This is a genomic window from Streptomyces sp. SP18CS02 (assembly GCF_036322365.1).
In the GTDB taxonomy this organism is placed as follows: domain Bacteria; phylum Actinomycetota; class Actinomycetes; order Streptomycetales; family Streptomycetaceae; genus Streptomyces.
In genome coordinates this window covers 19819-34763 of sequence record NZ_JAQYXC010000291.1, presented here as the reverse complement: position 1 = coordinate 34763, position 14945 = coordinate 19819, and the positions used below count along the sequence as shown (strand labels likewise).

Annotated in this window: 9 protein-coding genes; 2 read left to right on the top strand and 7 right to left on the bottom strand. The window is 73.6% G+C overall.

The window, feature by feature from the left end; translation table 11 throughout:
* Positions 1–84 precede the first annotated feature (84 nt).
* The 6 genes from PUR26_RS22805 to PUR26_RS22780 all read right to left on the bottom strand — a co-directional run bounded on the left by PUR26_RS22805 (position 85) and on the right by PUR26_RS22780 (position 10453).
* The gene (locus PUR26_RS22805) at positions 85–1647 is read right to left on the bottom strand and encodes a DUF4139 domain-containing protein (RefSeq protein ID WP_329874397.1); all 1563 of its coding nucleotides are present in this window, start codon (positions 1645–1647) and stop codon (positions 85–87) included.
* A gap of 7 nt (positions 1648–1654) precedes the next feature.
* Positions 1655–3808, bottom strand: coding sequence for a DUF4139 domain-containing protein (locus PUR26_RS22800; protein ID WP_329874936.1), 2154 nt, complete (start codon positions 3806–3808; stop codon positions 1655–1657).
* Positions 3809–4062: 254 nt separating this feature from the next.
* Positions 4063–6300, bottom strand: coding sequence for an MMPL family transporter (locus PUR26_RS22795; protein WP_329874395.1), 2238 nt, complete (start codon positions 6298–6300; stop codon positions 4063–4065).
* Positions 6301–6606: 306 nt separating this feature from the next.
* The gene (locus PUR26_RS22790; protein ID WP_329874393.1) at positions 6607–6852 is read right to left on the bottom strand and encodes a ferredoxin; all 246 of its coding nucleotides are present in this window, start codon (positions 6850–6852) and stop codon (positions 6607–6609) included.
* A 4-nt stretch (positions 6853–6856) separates the two neighbouring features.
* Entirely contained in the window at positions 6857–8083 is a 1227-nt protein-coding gene (locus tag PUR26_RS22785) for a cytochrome P450 (RefSeq protein ID WP_329874391.1), read from the bottom strand.
* 1137 nt (positions 8084–9220) lie between these two features.
* On the bottom strand, positions 9221–10453 hold the full coding sequence (locus PUR26_RS22780) for a Cmx/CmrA family chloramphenicol efflux MFS transporter (RefSeq protein ID WP_329874389.1): 1233 nt from the start codon (positions 10451–10453) through the stop codon (positions 9221–9223).
* A 452-nt stretch (positions 10454–10905) separates the two neighbouring features.
* Between PUR26_RS22780 and PUR26_RS22775 the strand changes: the two genes are divergently transcribed.
* Together PUR26_RS22775 and PUR26_RS22770 are read left to right on the top strand one after the other, a co-directional pair.
* Positions 10906–12384, top strand: a complete 1479-nt coding sequence (locus PUR26_RS22775; protein ID WP_329874387.1) for a glutamate--cysteine ligase — start codon at positions 10906–10908, stop codon at positions 12382–12384.
* Positions 12385–12478: 94 nt separating this feature from the next.
* On the top strand, positions 12479–13114 hold the full coding sequence (locus tag PUR26_RS22770) for a GNAT family N-acetyltransferase (protein ID WP_329874385.1): 636 nt from the start codon (positions 12479–12481) through the stop codon (positions 13112–13114).
* Between the two features lie 189 nt (positions 13115–13303).
* On the opposite strand, the gene PUR26_RS22765 is transcribed toward PUR26_RS22770, so the two are convergent.
* The gene (locus PUR26_RS22765) at positions 13304–14776 is read right to left on the bottom strand and encodes a hypothetical protein (protein ID WP_329874383.1); all 1473 of its coding nucleotides are present in this window, start codon (positions 14774–14776) and stop codon (positions 13304–13306) included.
* Positions 14777–14945: the final 169 nt, after the last annotated feature.

Genomic DNA, 14945 nt, shown 5'->3' with positions numbered 1-14945 from the left:
CCCGCCTCCCGGGGAGGACGGACCGCGAGCGCCGGCCCCGACGCGGCACCCGGCGGCGGGCCTTGCGAGGAAGCGGGCCGGAGCTCAGATCCCGGCGACCTTGGCGCTCGTCGACAACTCGTAGACCAGGGTGACCGACCGGTGGCCACCGGGCGGCAGGGGGATGTCCCAGCGGGCGATGCCGTCGGCGTCGACGACGTCGGGGGCGGGGAAACAGGCTTCGCCGCGCAGACGCACCTGCACCGCCGAGACCTCGGAGACCGGGATCCGCTCCCGGACCACGACCACACTGTCGCCGTGTTCTCCGGGCGCGGAGAACCGGGACAGGTGCAGCCGGACCGTCCGGGTGAGCACGGTCCGCTGGGTGATGCCGGCCGTGTCGCGGGTCTCCTCGGCCCGGCGGACCACCCGGTGGTCGTCACAGCTGCCGAAGGCGAGTTCGGCGCGGGCGCCGGAGGCCGTGAAGTCCAGTGTGCCGCGGCCGACGAAGCCGCTGCCGCGGATGAGGTCCACGGGCCCGGCGAGCAGTGCGTGGCCGGACAGGTTGTCGAACCGCACCAGCCGGGTCACCAGCGGGGACAGCTCGGGCGAGCAGGCGTACTCGCCGCTCGCGGCCGTGGTGAAGGACGAGAGCGGTACGCGCTGGGCGCGGCCGTCCGCGCGTACCGAGACCGGTGCGGGGGCGTGCAGCACCCGGACCTCACCGCCGTCGTCCACTCCCGGCAGGCCGAGCACCGTCGCCGGGCCGAGATCCGCGATCTCCTCCTCGCGCAGCTCCACCTCGACGGTGCGGCGCTCCTCGGCGGAGCGGTCCTGGAGCGTCAGCCGGTCCTCGCCCAGCCGCGGCGGGTCGGTGGCCGATGCCGAACGGGCCGTCGACAACGTCAGCCGCACGTCCGACCAGTCCTCACCGGTGCGCTGCCAGACCATCGCGTCGGTCTCCAGCGTCAGGGAGTCCCCGTCGAGCACGGCCCGGTAGACGGGCCGCCACAGCGCGCAGGAGGTGAGGTGGCTCAGGCGCAGCCCCACCGGCCCGGCGGCCGCGCTCTCCACGGTCAGCTCGATGTGGCCGACCAGCTCGGCGGGCTCCTCCTCGGAGAGGTCAAGGGTCCGACGGGCCTCCACGAGCTCGGCGGCCAGGGAGGTCAGCCGGGCCTCCACGGTACGCAGTCGCTCGCCGCACACGTCGCGCTCGTGGTCCACCCGGTCCAGTTCGCCTGCCCAGCGCGGCCCTTCGGCCTCCCCGGAACCGGAGCCTTCGCGGATCTCCCTCAGCAGATCGGAGGCGAGGCGCCCCAGCACGTCCAGGCGGGCGTACAGCCGGTCGCGCCGCTGCTCCAGGGCGAGCCGCTCCTCTTCGAGCGTGTGCACGAAGCGGCGCAGGGCGGAGTCGTCGTCGGCGGACGGCAGCGGCCCGCGCGGGGTCCAGGCGCGGACGATCCGTGCATCGAGCACGGTCGCGGGGTGACCGGCGCTCAGCTCGGCGTGCAGCGTACGGTCGACGGCCAGTGCGCTGACCGGCCCCAGGAGCAGCCGCTGGACCCCGGCATCCAGATCGAGCACGGCGGCGCGCTCGATGTGGGCGCGGTCCTCCAGACAGGTGACGGCGGTGACGGGAAGGGCGATCGGCTTCGGTGCCGTGGGCATGGGGTGTTCAGCTCCTGCGGTTTCCGCCGACCAGGGATTTGCCGGCCGGTATGCGGATCTCGTAACCCCCGTCGAGGGCGGCGGTGCCACCGACGGGCAGGTCCACCCGCCAGACACGGGTGCCCGGCGCGTGGTGCTCCGCGCCCGCGCCGTCCTCGGGTGCCGTCCAGTCGCTCCGTTCCTCGATCCGGACGTCCGGTTCGGAGGTGACGGGCACCCGCTCGCGGACCTCGACGGTGACCGGCGTCGCGAGCCGGTTGGCCAGCTCCACATGGACCCGGTGGTCGAGCACCGTGGTGGTGCCGCGCAGACCCGAGGTCGACTCGCGCAGATGGGTGCGGCGGGCGACCCGGATGCCCTCGGCCGGCCCGAGCCCCACCCGGCACTCACCGCCGGGAGGGAGCGTGGGCAGTGCGGCGGTCAGCAGGAAGTCGTCGCCGACGGTGACCTCCACCGGGCCTGCCAGCAGGGCCTGACCGGTGGCGTTCGAGAGCACCAGGGTCGCGTACACGGTCTGCTCCACGGACGGCACGCACAGGTACTCGGTGCGCAGCCCGACCGGGATCTCTCCGACGGTGACGGTGTGCCAGGTGCCGTCCGACGGGATGTCGGCGCGGGCGGCGGCGTCGAAGCGGTGGTCGAAGGAACCCGCCGACTCGCGGGGCCGCACGGCGTGCCCGGGCAGCGGCAGTGCGGCCACCGATTCGGCGCGGCGGCGGTACTCGTCCGCCACCGGGTCGAAGGGAGAGCCGGGGAACAGCCGGCCTCGGCGACCGCCCTGCTCGTCGGGGCCGCACAGGACCAGGGCGGGGTAGTCGAGCTCGGCGCCTCGCGGCTGCGGCGGCCCGGCCGCGGGGGGTGGTGGCGGCGGGGCGGCCCGGCCCGGAGCCGAGGGGGCCAGGCCGGCGGGGGCCGAACGCGCCCTGCCCCCGGGACGCGGTCTCGCGTCCGGTCGCGACCGCACCGGTTGCGCGGGGGCGGGCATCCCGCCGCCGAAGGCCACCGGGTGGCCCCCGGCCGGGCCCCCGGGCGCCGGAAGCGCGACGGGCGGCCCGCCGTAGCCCTGCGGCGGCGGTGGCGGTACGGGACCGCCGGCTGAGGCCAGGGGAACGGGACCGGACACGGGGCCGCCGGCGGCGGCCCTGGGCGCGGAGCCGACCGCGACGGCCGTGGCGACGGCGGGGCGGGGGCCTGCCGCGTCGTACCCGGTGAACAGGTCGGCCAGCCCTGCCGGGGGCTCGCGCCAGCCGGAGGGCGCGGGGTCGGGCTGACGGCGTCCGATCCGCATCGAGCGGAGCCTCGGCAGGTCGCTGCCGCGCGACAGGTCGGCGGTGGCCAGGGCGACGGATACGCCGGTCCAGTCCTCGCCGGTGCGCTGGGCGACCGAGGCGCGCAGCACCAGACGCCCGGTGGGCTCGCCCTGACGGTGGGCGAGACGGTAGGCCGGCACCCAGACGGCGCCCGGCACCCCGTACTCCAGTTCCAGCTCCACCGTCGCGTCGCCGCTGCCGTCGAGTGCGAGGAGCGCGGAGACCGTGGTCCGCACATGCGCTGACGGTGCCGCACCTTCCGAGGTGCGGGCGAGCCGGTCCTCGGCGACGAGGAGCGCGTGCTCGGCGCGGCGCAGCGCCTCCTCCTGTTCGGCCAGGCGGGTGTGCAGTCCCGTCAGCCGCGCGTCGACGAAGTCGGCGAGCTCCAGCCACGCGTCGACCGGGGTGCGGCGGTGCGGGTCCTCGCGCCTGCGGGCCGGCGGAGCGGGGTGCAGAGTCCTGATCTCCTCGATCAGACCGAGCTGCCGGTCCCGGCGCGCCCGCGCCGCCGCGCTCTCCTCGCGCAGCCGCTCGACCTCGTGCCGCAACCCGTCGGACGTGCCCATCGTGCCGTTGCCGTTGCCGTTGCCGTTGCCGTTGCCGTCGCCGTGGGCGTTTTCGAGCGGCCCGGCCCCGTACTCCACCCGGGCCTCGGTGACGCGCACTCCAGGAGCGCCCAGCACCCTGGCCCGTAGCGAGCCCGGGTCGAGCGAGCGGGGCAGTCCGGTCACCCGCACCCGGCCGTCCGGCGGCACGCTGCCCCGGGCCAGGCGGCGGCACAAGGCCCCCTGGGCGTACACCACGACAGAATCGAGGGTCGACCCCCATCCGAGCGCTGTCTCGGCCGTCATGTGCTCCGCCCCCCCCGCTGCGTCCATGCTGAGCGAAGACTACGCCGACGCCGACCACACATCCGCGCCGGTGCCTGACCCGCCGCCCGGTCGACCGGCGGCCCGAGGCGACCACCGGTGAAGGGCGGGTGAGTCCGGGGCGTCCGGGCACGGGGAGGGCACGCGCCGGGTACGGGAGTGCGCGCGGCCACCAGGGGGCCGCGCGCGTTCCGGGCCGCCTCGGCCGGGCCGGGGGGCGGGAGAGTGAGGGCAGGTCAGCCCACGAGGTGCTTCTCCCGTGCGGTCTCCGAGGGGATACCGGGCCGCCGGGACAGCTTCTCGCCCTCGACGTCGACGTTCGGCAGGAGCCGGTCGAGCCACCTCGGCAGCCACCAGGCGGACTTGCCCAGCAGCGCGAACAGGGCCGGCACGATCGCCATGCGGACGACGAAGGCGTCGAAGAGGACGGCGGTGGACAGTCCGAAGCCCATCATCTTGACGAAGTCGTTGTCCTCCATGACGAAGCCGGAGAAGACGCTGGTCATGATGATCGCGGCGGCGCCGACGACCCGGCCGCCGTACTGGAACCCGGTGACGACAGCCTGGCCGGGCCGGGCGCCGTGGACGTACGCCTCACGCATCCGGGACACCAGGAAGACCTCGTAGTCCATCGCCAGCCCGAAGACCACGCCGATCAGGAAGATCGGCAGGGTGCTCATGACCGGGCCCGGGTGGTCGACACCGATGAGGTCGGCGAGCCAGCCCCACTGGAAGACGGCCACCACGGCACCGAGGGCCGCGGTCACCGACAGCAGGAAGCCGAGCGCCGCCTTGAGCGGGACCAGCACGGACCGGAAGACCAGCATCAGCAGGAGGAAGGCCAGCCCCACCACCAGGCCGAGATAGGGGAGCAGCGCGTCGTCCAGGGTCTGCGAGAAGTCGATGAACATCGCCGTCTGGCCGGCGACCAGGATCCCGGAGGCGCCCGACCGGGACTCCAGTCCGGCCGCCATGCCGCGCAGGGCGCGCACCAGGTCCTCGGTCCTGCTGTCGGTTGGACCGGTGGTGGGGACGACGTTGACGAGAGCGGTGTCGCCGGACGGGTTGACAGTGGCGGGGGAGACGGCGTCGACCCCGGGGACCTCCTCCAGTGCCGTACGGACCCGCTCGGCCGCGGCCTTCGCGTCCTTCGCCTCGACGGTGATCATCAGTGGCCCGTTGAATCCGGGGCCGAAGGAGCCCGACAGCATGTCGTACGCCTTGCGCTGGGTGGTCTGCGGGGCCATGGTGCCCTCGCCCGGCAGCCCCAGTTCGAGGCTCGCGGCGGGTACGGCGACGGTGCCCAGGCCCAGGACACCGAGCAGCAGGACGGTGACGGGCCGGCGCAGTACCAGACCGGCCCATCGGGCGCCGAGGTTGGGCCTGCGGCGGGCCTCGCGCTTGGCTGCCCCGCGCTGCTGACGCTTCGACAGCGGCTTGCCGAGGTACCGCTTGCGGTCGATGCGGGACAGCACCCTGACCGGGGCGAAGCCGAGGAGCGCGGGCACGAACGTGATCGCGACGAGTACGGCGACGGCGACCGTGCCCGCCGCGGTCAGACCCATCTTGGTGAGCATCGGGACGTTCACCACCGCGAGCCCCGCCAGGGCGATGATCACGGTGAGCCCGGCGAAGACGACGGCCGAGCCCGCGGTGCCGACGGCACGGGCGGCGGCATCCGCCCGCTCACGTCCCTCGGCGATCTCGGAACGGTAGCGGGAGACGATGAAGAGGGCGTAGTCGATGCCGACGGCCAGGCCGATCATCATGGCGAGTGTCGAGGTGGTGGACGACAGGCCGAAGGTGCTGCCGAGCGCGGTGATGCCGCTGATGCCTATGCCGACGCCGATGACGGCCGTCAGCAGCGGCATTCCGGCGGCCACCAGGGAGCCGAAGGTGAGGAGCAGCACGACGGCGGAGACGAGGATGCCGAGCTTCTCACCCGTACCGCTCATCGCCTGATCGATCTCGACGGCGTCGCCACCCGCCTCGACGACGAGACCGGTGCCCCGGGCCCGCTCCATCGCGTCGGTGAGACCGTCGTGGGCCGCGTCGGTCAGCTCGGCGGCCTTCGCCCGGTACGTGACGTAGGCGTACGTGGTCGTACGGTCGCCGCTCACGGCGCCGGCCTGGAACGGGTCCGCCACGCCCGCCACTTCGGGTGCCTCGGCGAGGTCGGAGACGAGCCGCTCGACCTGCGCCGTGCGGGCGGGGGAGGTGATCTTCTCGGCGCCGGGAGCGCGGATGACGACGCGCGCGGCGGCGCCGTCCGCGCCGGCGTCCGGGAACTTCTTCCGGAGGAGATCGAACGCCTTCTGCGACTCCGTGCCCGGCATCGAGAAGGTGTCGGCGGGAGGGGCGGCGGCGGTGGAGGCCGCGTAGCCCGCGCCGACCAGGGCCAGCAGCCACAGGAGGACGACGAGGCCCCGTCGTCGGAAGGCGAAACGGCCCAGTCCTGAGAGGAACGTAGCCACGGTGGAGGAGTCCTGTCGGTCGGGCGATCGCGTCGCCGACGGCACGCCAGGGGTGCCGTCGGCGACGCGATCGGGATGTCGGAGGTGAGGAACGGTGCGCACCGGGCACCGGGGACCACGCGCGGGGCCCGGACCGGAGCCGGGGGAGCCGCGAGGGTGGGGGCGGCGGACGGCGTCGACCGGCAGGGCGGGTTGTGGAGCCGCCATGGCCCGGACCGGTGCCGGGAGTCGCCCGCGGAGATCGACGCGGGCGGACGGGGGATCGCGCGTCGCGCGTCGGCGACGCCGGAGGAGAGTCCGCCGCGGTTACGAGGCGGGGGAGGAACCCTGCTCAGTGGCAGTGGCAGTGGCAGTGGCAGTGGCGGTGACGCTGACGGCCGAGGCCGGGCACACGCCGGTGACGATGCGGACCGCGGCGTGCTGTTCGCGGGGCGGCCGGGTGTCGAGGAGGACGACCAGGCCCTCGTCGTCATCCTGGTCGAAGACCTGGGGCGCGGTCAGGGCGCACATCCCGGCACCGATGCACCGGTCGCGGTCGACACGGACGTCCATGGAATCAGTCCTCGTCCCAGGTGACCGGCAGCCGGTGCACGCCGTAGATGTTCATGTTCGTCCGCAGCGGCACTTCCCCGGCCGGTACGTCGAGCCGCAGCGTGGGGAACCGGCCGAGCAGTGCGGGCAGGGCCACAGTCAGCTCGACGCGGGCCAGCTGCTGGCCCAGGCACTGGTGCATGCCGTGTCCGAAGCCCAGGTGGCCTGTCGCCTTGCGGTGCAGATCGAGGACATCCGGGTCGGGGAACCTCTCCGCGTCCCGGTTGGCGGCCTCCAGCGAGAGTGTGACGGACTCACCGGCCCTGATCAGCTGGCCGTCCAGTTCGACGTCCTCCAGCGCTGCCTTGACGCTGGTGTGGGCGATCGTCAGATAGCGCATCAGTTCCTCGACGGCCTGCGGCGCGAGGTCCGGGTCCGTACGCAGGGCCTCGGCCTGGGCCGGGTTGCTGAGCAGCGCGAAAGTACCGTGGGCGATCATGTTGGCGGTGGTGTCGAGCCCCGCGGCGAGCAGGAAGCCGCCGACGCCCACGAGTTCCTCGTCGGTGAGGTCGGAGTCCCGGGCGAGGTCCCCGAGCAGGTCGTCGGAGGGCTCGGCGCGTTTGGCGGCGACCAGCTCCGCCATGTACTCCTGGAGCCCCGTCATGGCGGCGTGCGTGTCCTCGGGTGCCGCGTCCATGGACATGATCGTCTGGGCGTGGTCCTGGAAACGCCGGCGATCGGCGTAGGGCACGCCGAGCAGCTCGCAGATCATCAGCGCGGGGAGGGGCCGGGCGAACGCCTCGACCAGGTCGGTGCCCGGACCGCGGCGCTCCATCGCGTCCAGGTGCTCGGCGGTGATCTCGCGGGCCCGCTCGGCGAGCTGCCGCATCCGCCGGACGGTGAACCTGCCCATGAGGAGTCGCCGGAAGCGGGTGTGCTCGGGGGCGTCCATCCCGGTCATGTCACCGACGGGGGCGGGCGGCAGCGGGCCGTCGGGGCCGCCGGGGAAGGGGAAGTGCATCAGCTCGTACCGCGAGCTGAACCGGCTGTCCCCCATGATCGTGCGCACTGCGGAGTAGCCCGTGGCCAGCCAGCCCACGTGCCCGTCGGGGTACGTCATCCGGGTCAGCGGACGCGCCTCGCGCAGCTCCGCCAGACCGGTGGGCGGGTCGAAGGGGCAGCCGGCGGCGCGCTGCGTGGGAAGCGTGACGGGCTCGGCGCTCCCGGGCCGGGGCGACGGTTCGTGCTGCATGGTGTCCTCCGTAGGAGAGTGATGCGCCGTGTGAGTGGTGCGGTGCGGTGCACAGGTGTCGTGGTGGGTGAAGCGGTCCGCGGAAAAGGTCTTCGGGGGCCTCTTGGCGCGACCGTGCCCGGCATGGCCGGCGCGGGCGGGGGCGATGCCTCGCATGGACGCCGGCGGGTCGAAGCCGTCCGGGCCGGCCCCGGCGTCGTACGGCTCGGGTCGCCGGGCCGCACCTGCCGACGCCGGTCCTCGGATCCGGCCCCTGAGGTGCGCCGGGAGCGGTCGTGCCCTGTTTCCCTTGACGATGGTGCCGTCGAGTGGCGCCGATGGCGTCGAGGTGGCGCCATGGACTCCGCCATGCCGGACGGGCCCTCGCTCATCGATTCCCGGGTGGGCGGAGTCGTCGCCATGGACTCGGCGTCGGCCCCTTGGTGGCGCTCATCCGTCGGATGTTGCGCCAACTCCGTTGTGAACAGCGGGTTCAGGCAGGCGGACCGGGCAGTCGACATCGAAGAGTGGTCGGTTGCCCTGCCGGGCCGCGCGCCTCGCCCCTGTCGGCGGGGGCGGCGGCCGCGCGTGCATGGTGGAGGTCATCGACGGAGGGGGTGAGGTCCATGGGTGAATAGTGGCACCAATATGGCGCCACCGCAAGTGAATGTGGCGCCATGTTGGACCTTCGCTGTGTCGTCGTGATGCCAGGCGGTGCCATCGTGCGGTTCACTGCGCCCGGGCGCGGACCGGGCCCGTCCTTCGAGACGGCGGTCGCCCGCCGTTTGCTCGACGGCGTGGGCCGGGCCTCACCGCTGCTGCTCGGCACTTCTTCGTACGGCGGAGAACGTCGACGTCTTCGACTTCCGGCTCACCGACGACCGGAGGCCCGGAATCTCCGCCCTCGACACCGCCGGCGCGCTGTTCCTCGATCACCACGACCCCGGGATGTCACCTGGCTCGCCAAGCGTCGCCCGGACGCCTGAACCGCCTCGCACACCACGGACGGGGGAGGGGCGGAACCCGCACGTGCTGCCCCTCTCCCCGCCGCCGGTGGCCGACCGAGCGCCCACCCGGCCCTCCGGCCCTCCGGCCCTCCGGCCCTCCGGCCACCCGGCCCTCCGGCCCTCCGGCCCTCCGGCCATCCGGTCGGCCGCGTCAGTGTTCGACGGGGTTTCTGCGTCCCTCGACGTTCACGGGGGCGTTCGCCCGTGTCACCGGTGCATCGCGGCGCTTCGGCCCCGCGACCACGGCCCGGAGGGGGAACGCGATGAGCAGGGCGACGGCCACCAGGGCTCCGCTCGCCCACAGGGGCCCGAGGTCCGCGACCGCGGTGGTGAGGGTGGTGGCGGCGATGACCGGTCCGACGGCGGCCCCGACGTTGAGCGCCGCGGTCGCGTACGAGCCGGCCATGGTGGGGGCTCCCGCCGCCTCGTACAGGACCCGTGTGATCAGCGTGCCGCCCAGCGCGAACGACAACGCGCCCTGCACGAAGGCGAGGACGAGCAGAGCGATCGGCTCCTCGGCGAGCATGGCCAGGGCCGGCCAGCCGAGGAGCAGCAGCGGACCACCGGCTGCGATGACCAGGCCGGGGCGCTGGTCCGAGAGCCGTCCGGCGACGGTGACACCCACCAGGGAACCGGCGCCGAAGAGCACCAGGACCACCGGGATCCACAGCTCACCCAGCCCGGCGGTGTCGGTCACGACGGGTGCGAGGAAGGTGAAACTCCCGAAGGTCGCCGCGTTGACCAGCGCGCCGAGCAGCATGACCAGGAGCAACCGCGGGCTCCTGAGCTGCGCGAGTTCCGACCGCAGGGCCGGTCCGCCGGCCACGTCCCGCTCCGCACGGCGTGCGGGGATTCCCGCGAGGATGCCGGCGGCCGCGGGCAGGCAGAGAGCGGCGACGGCCCAGAAGACGGCCCGCCAGCCGAGCTGTGCGCCGAGTGCCGACCCTGCGGGCACACCGGCGATCGTGGCCACCGTGGTGCCGGACAGCAGGACCGAGAGCGCACGTCCCTTCTTGTCGGACGGGACCAGTGCGGCGGCGGTCGTCAGGGCAACGGCGAGGAAACCCGCGTTCGCCAGGGCCGAGGTCACCCTCGTCGCGAGCAGGAGCGGGTAGCTCGACGTGGCGGCGCCCACGGCATGGGACGCCGAGAACACGAGGACGCATCCGAGCAGGCCGGACCGGGCAGGCCGGTCGCGCGCGATCCCTGCCATGAGCGGGGCGCCGACGGTCATCCCGATCGCGAAGGCCGAGGTGAGCATGGCCGCTGTCCCGACTGTGACGTCGAGGTCGGAGGCGATGTCCGGCAGGAGGCCGGCGAGCATGAATTCCGAGGTGCCCATGGCGAAGACCGCCACGGCGAGCAGGTACAGGGGCAGAGGCATCGAGTCGCTCCGAGGTGAGGAGAAGTACGAGAAGGGCATCTCTCGTCACCGCGGTCAGCACCCAGGGGCGCATCCGCCCGGCCGCGGATCGCGGCGGGACGGCAGGGCGGAGAACTCAGTGGTCCCGGGGGCTGACGGCGTGACCGAAAGCCCCCACCTCGTCCGACTCGGGGCTCGACATGGACCGCACCGTACCCGGCCGCCGGCCATCGAGGCACCTCGTTTTCACCGGCTTCGACCTCACAGGCTTCGAGCGCGTCGCCGACGTCGCGGGACGTCGCGGGAGCCTCCGAGATGGGGCCGTACCCGCGTGACCCGCCTGAGCGGCGAAGTCGCGGGGGCGCGGCCGGGCCTCCGCGTCCCGCTCACCGCCGCTCTCGGTGGTTGGGCGGCTCCGCGAGTGGGATTCTGGAGGTTGCGGGTCCGTGCCGAACGAGACTCGGGAGGGCCGAATGGGACGTGACGTCCCGGCGCTGGTGTTCACCCGTGACGACCGTCGCCGATTCCGGAACAAGATGCACAGCTGTCTCGACGTGCTCGCCCGGATGCTGCGGGAGTCACGGTTCGACTTCGAACGCCCACAGGTCGGCCTGGAGATCGAGCTGAACCTCGTGGACGGCGCCGCCGAGCCCGCCATGCGCAGTACGGACGTCCTGGAGGCGATCGCGGATCCCTCCTGGTCGAGCGAGCTGGGCCGGTTCAACCTGGAGATCAACATCGCACCGCGGCAGCTCACGGCGGGCGGTCCCGACGCCTGGGAGCGGGAGATCCAGGGAGCGCTCAACCACGCCGAGGAGAAGGCCGCCGCGATCGGCGCGCACCTGGTCATGATCGGAATCCTGCCGACGCTCGGGCTGAAGGACGTGGGCGCGGCGGCGCTGTCCGAGAACCCGCGCTACCACCTGCTGGACGAGCAGATCTTCGCCGCCCGGGGGGAGGACCTGCTGATCTCGGTGGACGGGGTGGAGCGGCTGCGGACCTACGCGGACACGATCACGCCGGAGGCGGCGTGCACCAGCACCCAGTTCCACCTGCAGGTCTCACCCGACGAGTTCGCGGACTACTGGAACGCCGCACAGGCCGTCGCGGGGGTACAGGTGGCGCTGGCGGCGAACTCGCCGTTCCTCTTCGGCAAGGAGCTGTGGCGTGAGACGCGCATTCCGCTGTTCGAGCAGGCCACCGACACCCGGTCCGACGAGATCAAGGTGCAGGGCGTGCGGCCCCGCGTGTGGTTCGGCGAGCGGTGGATCACCAGCGTCTTCGATCTCTTCGAGGAGAACGCGCGGTACTTCCCGGCCCTGCTGCCGCTGTGCGAGGACGAGGACCCGAAGGAGACGCTCGACCGCGGCAGCACCCCCGGGCTGGCCGAGCTGACTCTGCACAACGGGACGGTCTACCGCTGGAACCGGCCCGTCTACGCGGTGGTCGACGACGTACCGCACCTGCGGGTGGAGAACCGGGTGCTGCCCGCGGGCCCCACGGTGGCCGACGTGCTGTCGAACGGTGCCTTCTACTACGGGCTGACCCGCGCCCTGGTCGACGAGGACCGGCCCGTCTGGTCGCGGATGTCGTTCTCGGCCGCCGAGGACAATCTGCACGCCGCGGCCCGGCACGGGATCGACGCGCAGCTGTACTGGCCCGGGATGGGCGAGGTCCCGGTGACCGAACTGGTGCTGCGGCGGCTGCTGCCGCTGGCGCACCGCGGGCTGGAGCGGTCGGGGATGGACCCGGCCTGGCGGGAGCCGCTGCTGGGGATCATCGAGCAGCGGTGCGTCAGCGGCCGCAACGGCGCGGTGTGGCAGTCGGAGATGTTCCACCACCTCCACGACACCGCCCACGAGAACCGGCACCAGGCACTGAGGCGGATGACCAGGCAGTACATCGATTACATGCACATGAACGCTCCCGCCCACACCTGGCCGGTCGACTGACCCCGGCTCCCGCGTCCCGTGCGGCTGAGGCCGCTTCGCGGCCGGGCGGACCCCACCCCGTCGACCAAGATCAACAGGGTGGAGAATGCTGTGCATGTCGCTGACGAACACTCCGAGGACAGCAACGATCGACGATGCCCCGTTCATCGGGCGCACGTTCACCCGCGCCTTCGACGACGACCCGATGATGCGGTGGTTCTTCCCCGACGACGCCTCGCGCGAGGCCGCGCTGGGCCGCTACTTCACCACGATATTCACCCGGCAGTACGTCCACCACGGAGTGTGCGAGCGCACCGGGGCGGCGGCCGCGTTCTGGGTGGCTCCGGAGGCGCAGGCCAAGGCCGTTCCGGACGCCGGGACCATCCGCGAGCTCCAGGACCTCCTCGGCGACCGGGCCCGGCTGTTCGGGGAGGCTGTCGAGACGGCCGCTGCCCACACACCCCAGGAGCCGCACTGGTCCCTCGCGGTGATCGGCGCCGACCCGGCCGCGCAGGGGCAGGGGCACGGGGCCGCCCTGCTGCGCTCGGGCCTGGCCAACGCCGACGCGACCGGAATGCCCGTCTACCTGGAGTCGTCCAAGCCGTCCAACCTGCCCTTCTACGAGCACTTCGGCTTCGCGGTGCGCGACGAGATGCGGCTGCCGGGGGACGGGCCGGTGTTGTGGACGATGTGGCGTGAACCGCGCCGCCCGGCCGGTGATGTCCGGGCACCGGTCACCACCACACGCTGACGATCGCCACCGCCACGGGGCCGCGTGGCCGGGCGGCTCCGCGCGGCACGGCAGCCGCTCCCACGCCGGCGCACGCGCCGCGCGAGGGGTGGCGGACGGAGGTGCTCGCGCTGCCGCGGAGTGCCCGGGCGGGGACCCTCGACGGGCTCGCGCCACGAGCCCGTCGGGGCGGGCGACGGCCCTGTCCGGCTAACCCGCGGTGATGCGCAGGACCCCGGTCGTGGTGCCCTGGAGGTAGGCGCCGTCAGGGGAGACGGTCCCGGCCATCTGGAGCGTGTCGTACAGGAAGCCGACGCCGACCTGCTCGGAGCGGGTGACACGCCCGGTGGCCGGGTCGATCTCGACGTACCGGAAGGGGTCGAGCGGTCCCGTGCCCCTGGTGCCGGGGACGAGCGGGTCGCGCACGACGGTGTGCAGGGTGCCGGTCGCGGTGGACAGCTTCGGGACGGCCGCCGAGCGCAGTGTGTTGTCCCACACGACCGCGCAGCCGGTGCCGTCGGGCCGGATGTCCACCCGGGTCAGACCGCCGGCGAAATCGGCGGAGGCCGGTACGGAGTCGCCCGCTCCCTCCGGGAGCGCCGGGTACGGGTAGCCGTAGGTGCCCGCGACGAAGACGCTGCTGCCGGCGCCGACGGGGGAGTTCTCGCTCGCGGGACCGTCGGCGGCCTTGAGGACCGGCACCGAGCAGACCTCCGCCCCGGTGGTGGTGCGGTACACCTTCAGCCGGACGGTGGCGTCGGCGTTGTCGACGATCGCGACGTAATCGGTTCCCGTGGCCGGGCCGAGGAACGTCGGGGTGGAACCGCTGCCCCAGCTCAACGTCCCGGGCCTGCGGGCCTGTCCTCGGTCGTACGCCTGGCGCCAGGCGACCCTGGGCGTGCCGTCCGCGTCGGCGGTGAGCAGGTACGTGGCGTGGGTGCTGGTGACGGCAGTGCCCTCGGGGGCGGTGGAGATGCTGTTGGCGACCCGCTCGCCGGCCGGCAGGCGCAGCGAGGTCACCCGTCCCGTCCGGTCGTCGGCCACACCGACCACACCGCCGCCGGTGGCGAACCAGACGCGGCCCTGCCAGTCCGGCGACAGCCCGGTGACCGCGTCGCCCTCGGGAAGGACGGCGGACAGCGAGAGGCTCTGGTCGATCGACAGGCGCCAGGTGCCGGACGCGTCCCGGCGGTGGCCGACGCGGAGCAGGTTCCGGCTGCCGTCCGCGACCACCAGCCGGTCCTGGTGGTCCAGGTAGGCGTAGACCCCGCCCAGGAGCGATCCCTTCGTCAGCTTGAGGGAGGCGAGGGAGGAGCCGTCGGCCGGGTCGAGGAGATGGACGGTCGGGACCTGGCCGAAGATCGGTGTGCACAGCACGACCGGGTGGCCGTCGGAACCCACGAGCACGGTGGGGCACGCCGAGGCGAGGGCCACCCGCGTCGACGCCAGGCTCCCGGCGCCGGGGCCGGCCAGCGGGGTGGTGTCCGAGGACGCCGTGTCACCGTGCATGGTGGCCGTGCCGTCGGGACCCGTGTACGGGTTGTGCGAGGGGGCGGTGGAGGGAGCGACGGCGGCCGGAACCGCGCCGGCCGGTCCGGGGGCGGCCGTGAGGGTGAGGACGGAGATCAGCGCGGCGACCAGTGATCCGCGGTGTACACGGCGGCGGACGGGCGAAAGGGGCATGGCGGGGCCGGGGTCCTTCCGGGTGACGGTGGGCTCGTACGGGCGAGCAGGGGAGGCCCACGCACGGCGACGCGGCCCCTACGGCCGGGACGGGTGCGGAGTGGGCACGCCGACGCGGCGCGCGGGGGCCGGGCCGGTCGCGGGAACGCGGCGGTGACAGTACCGACGT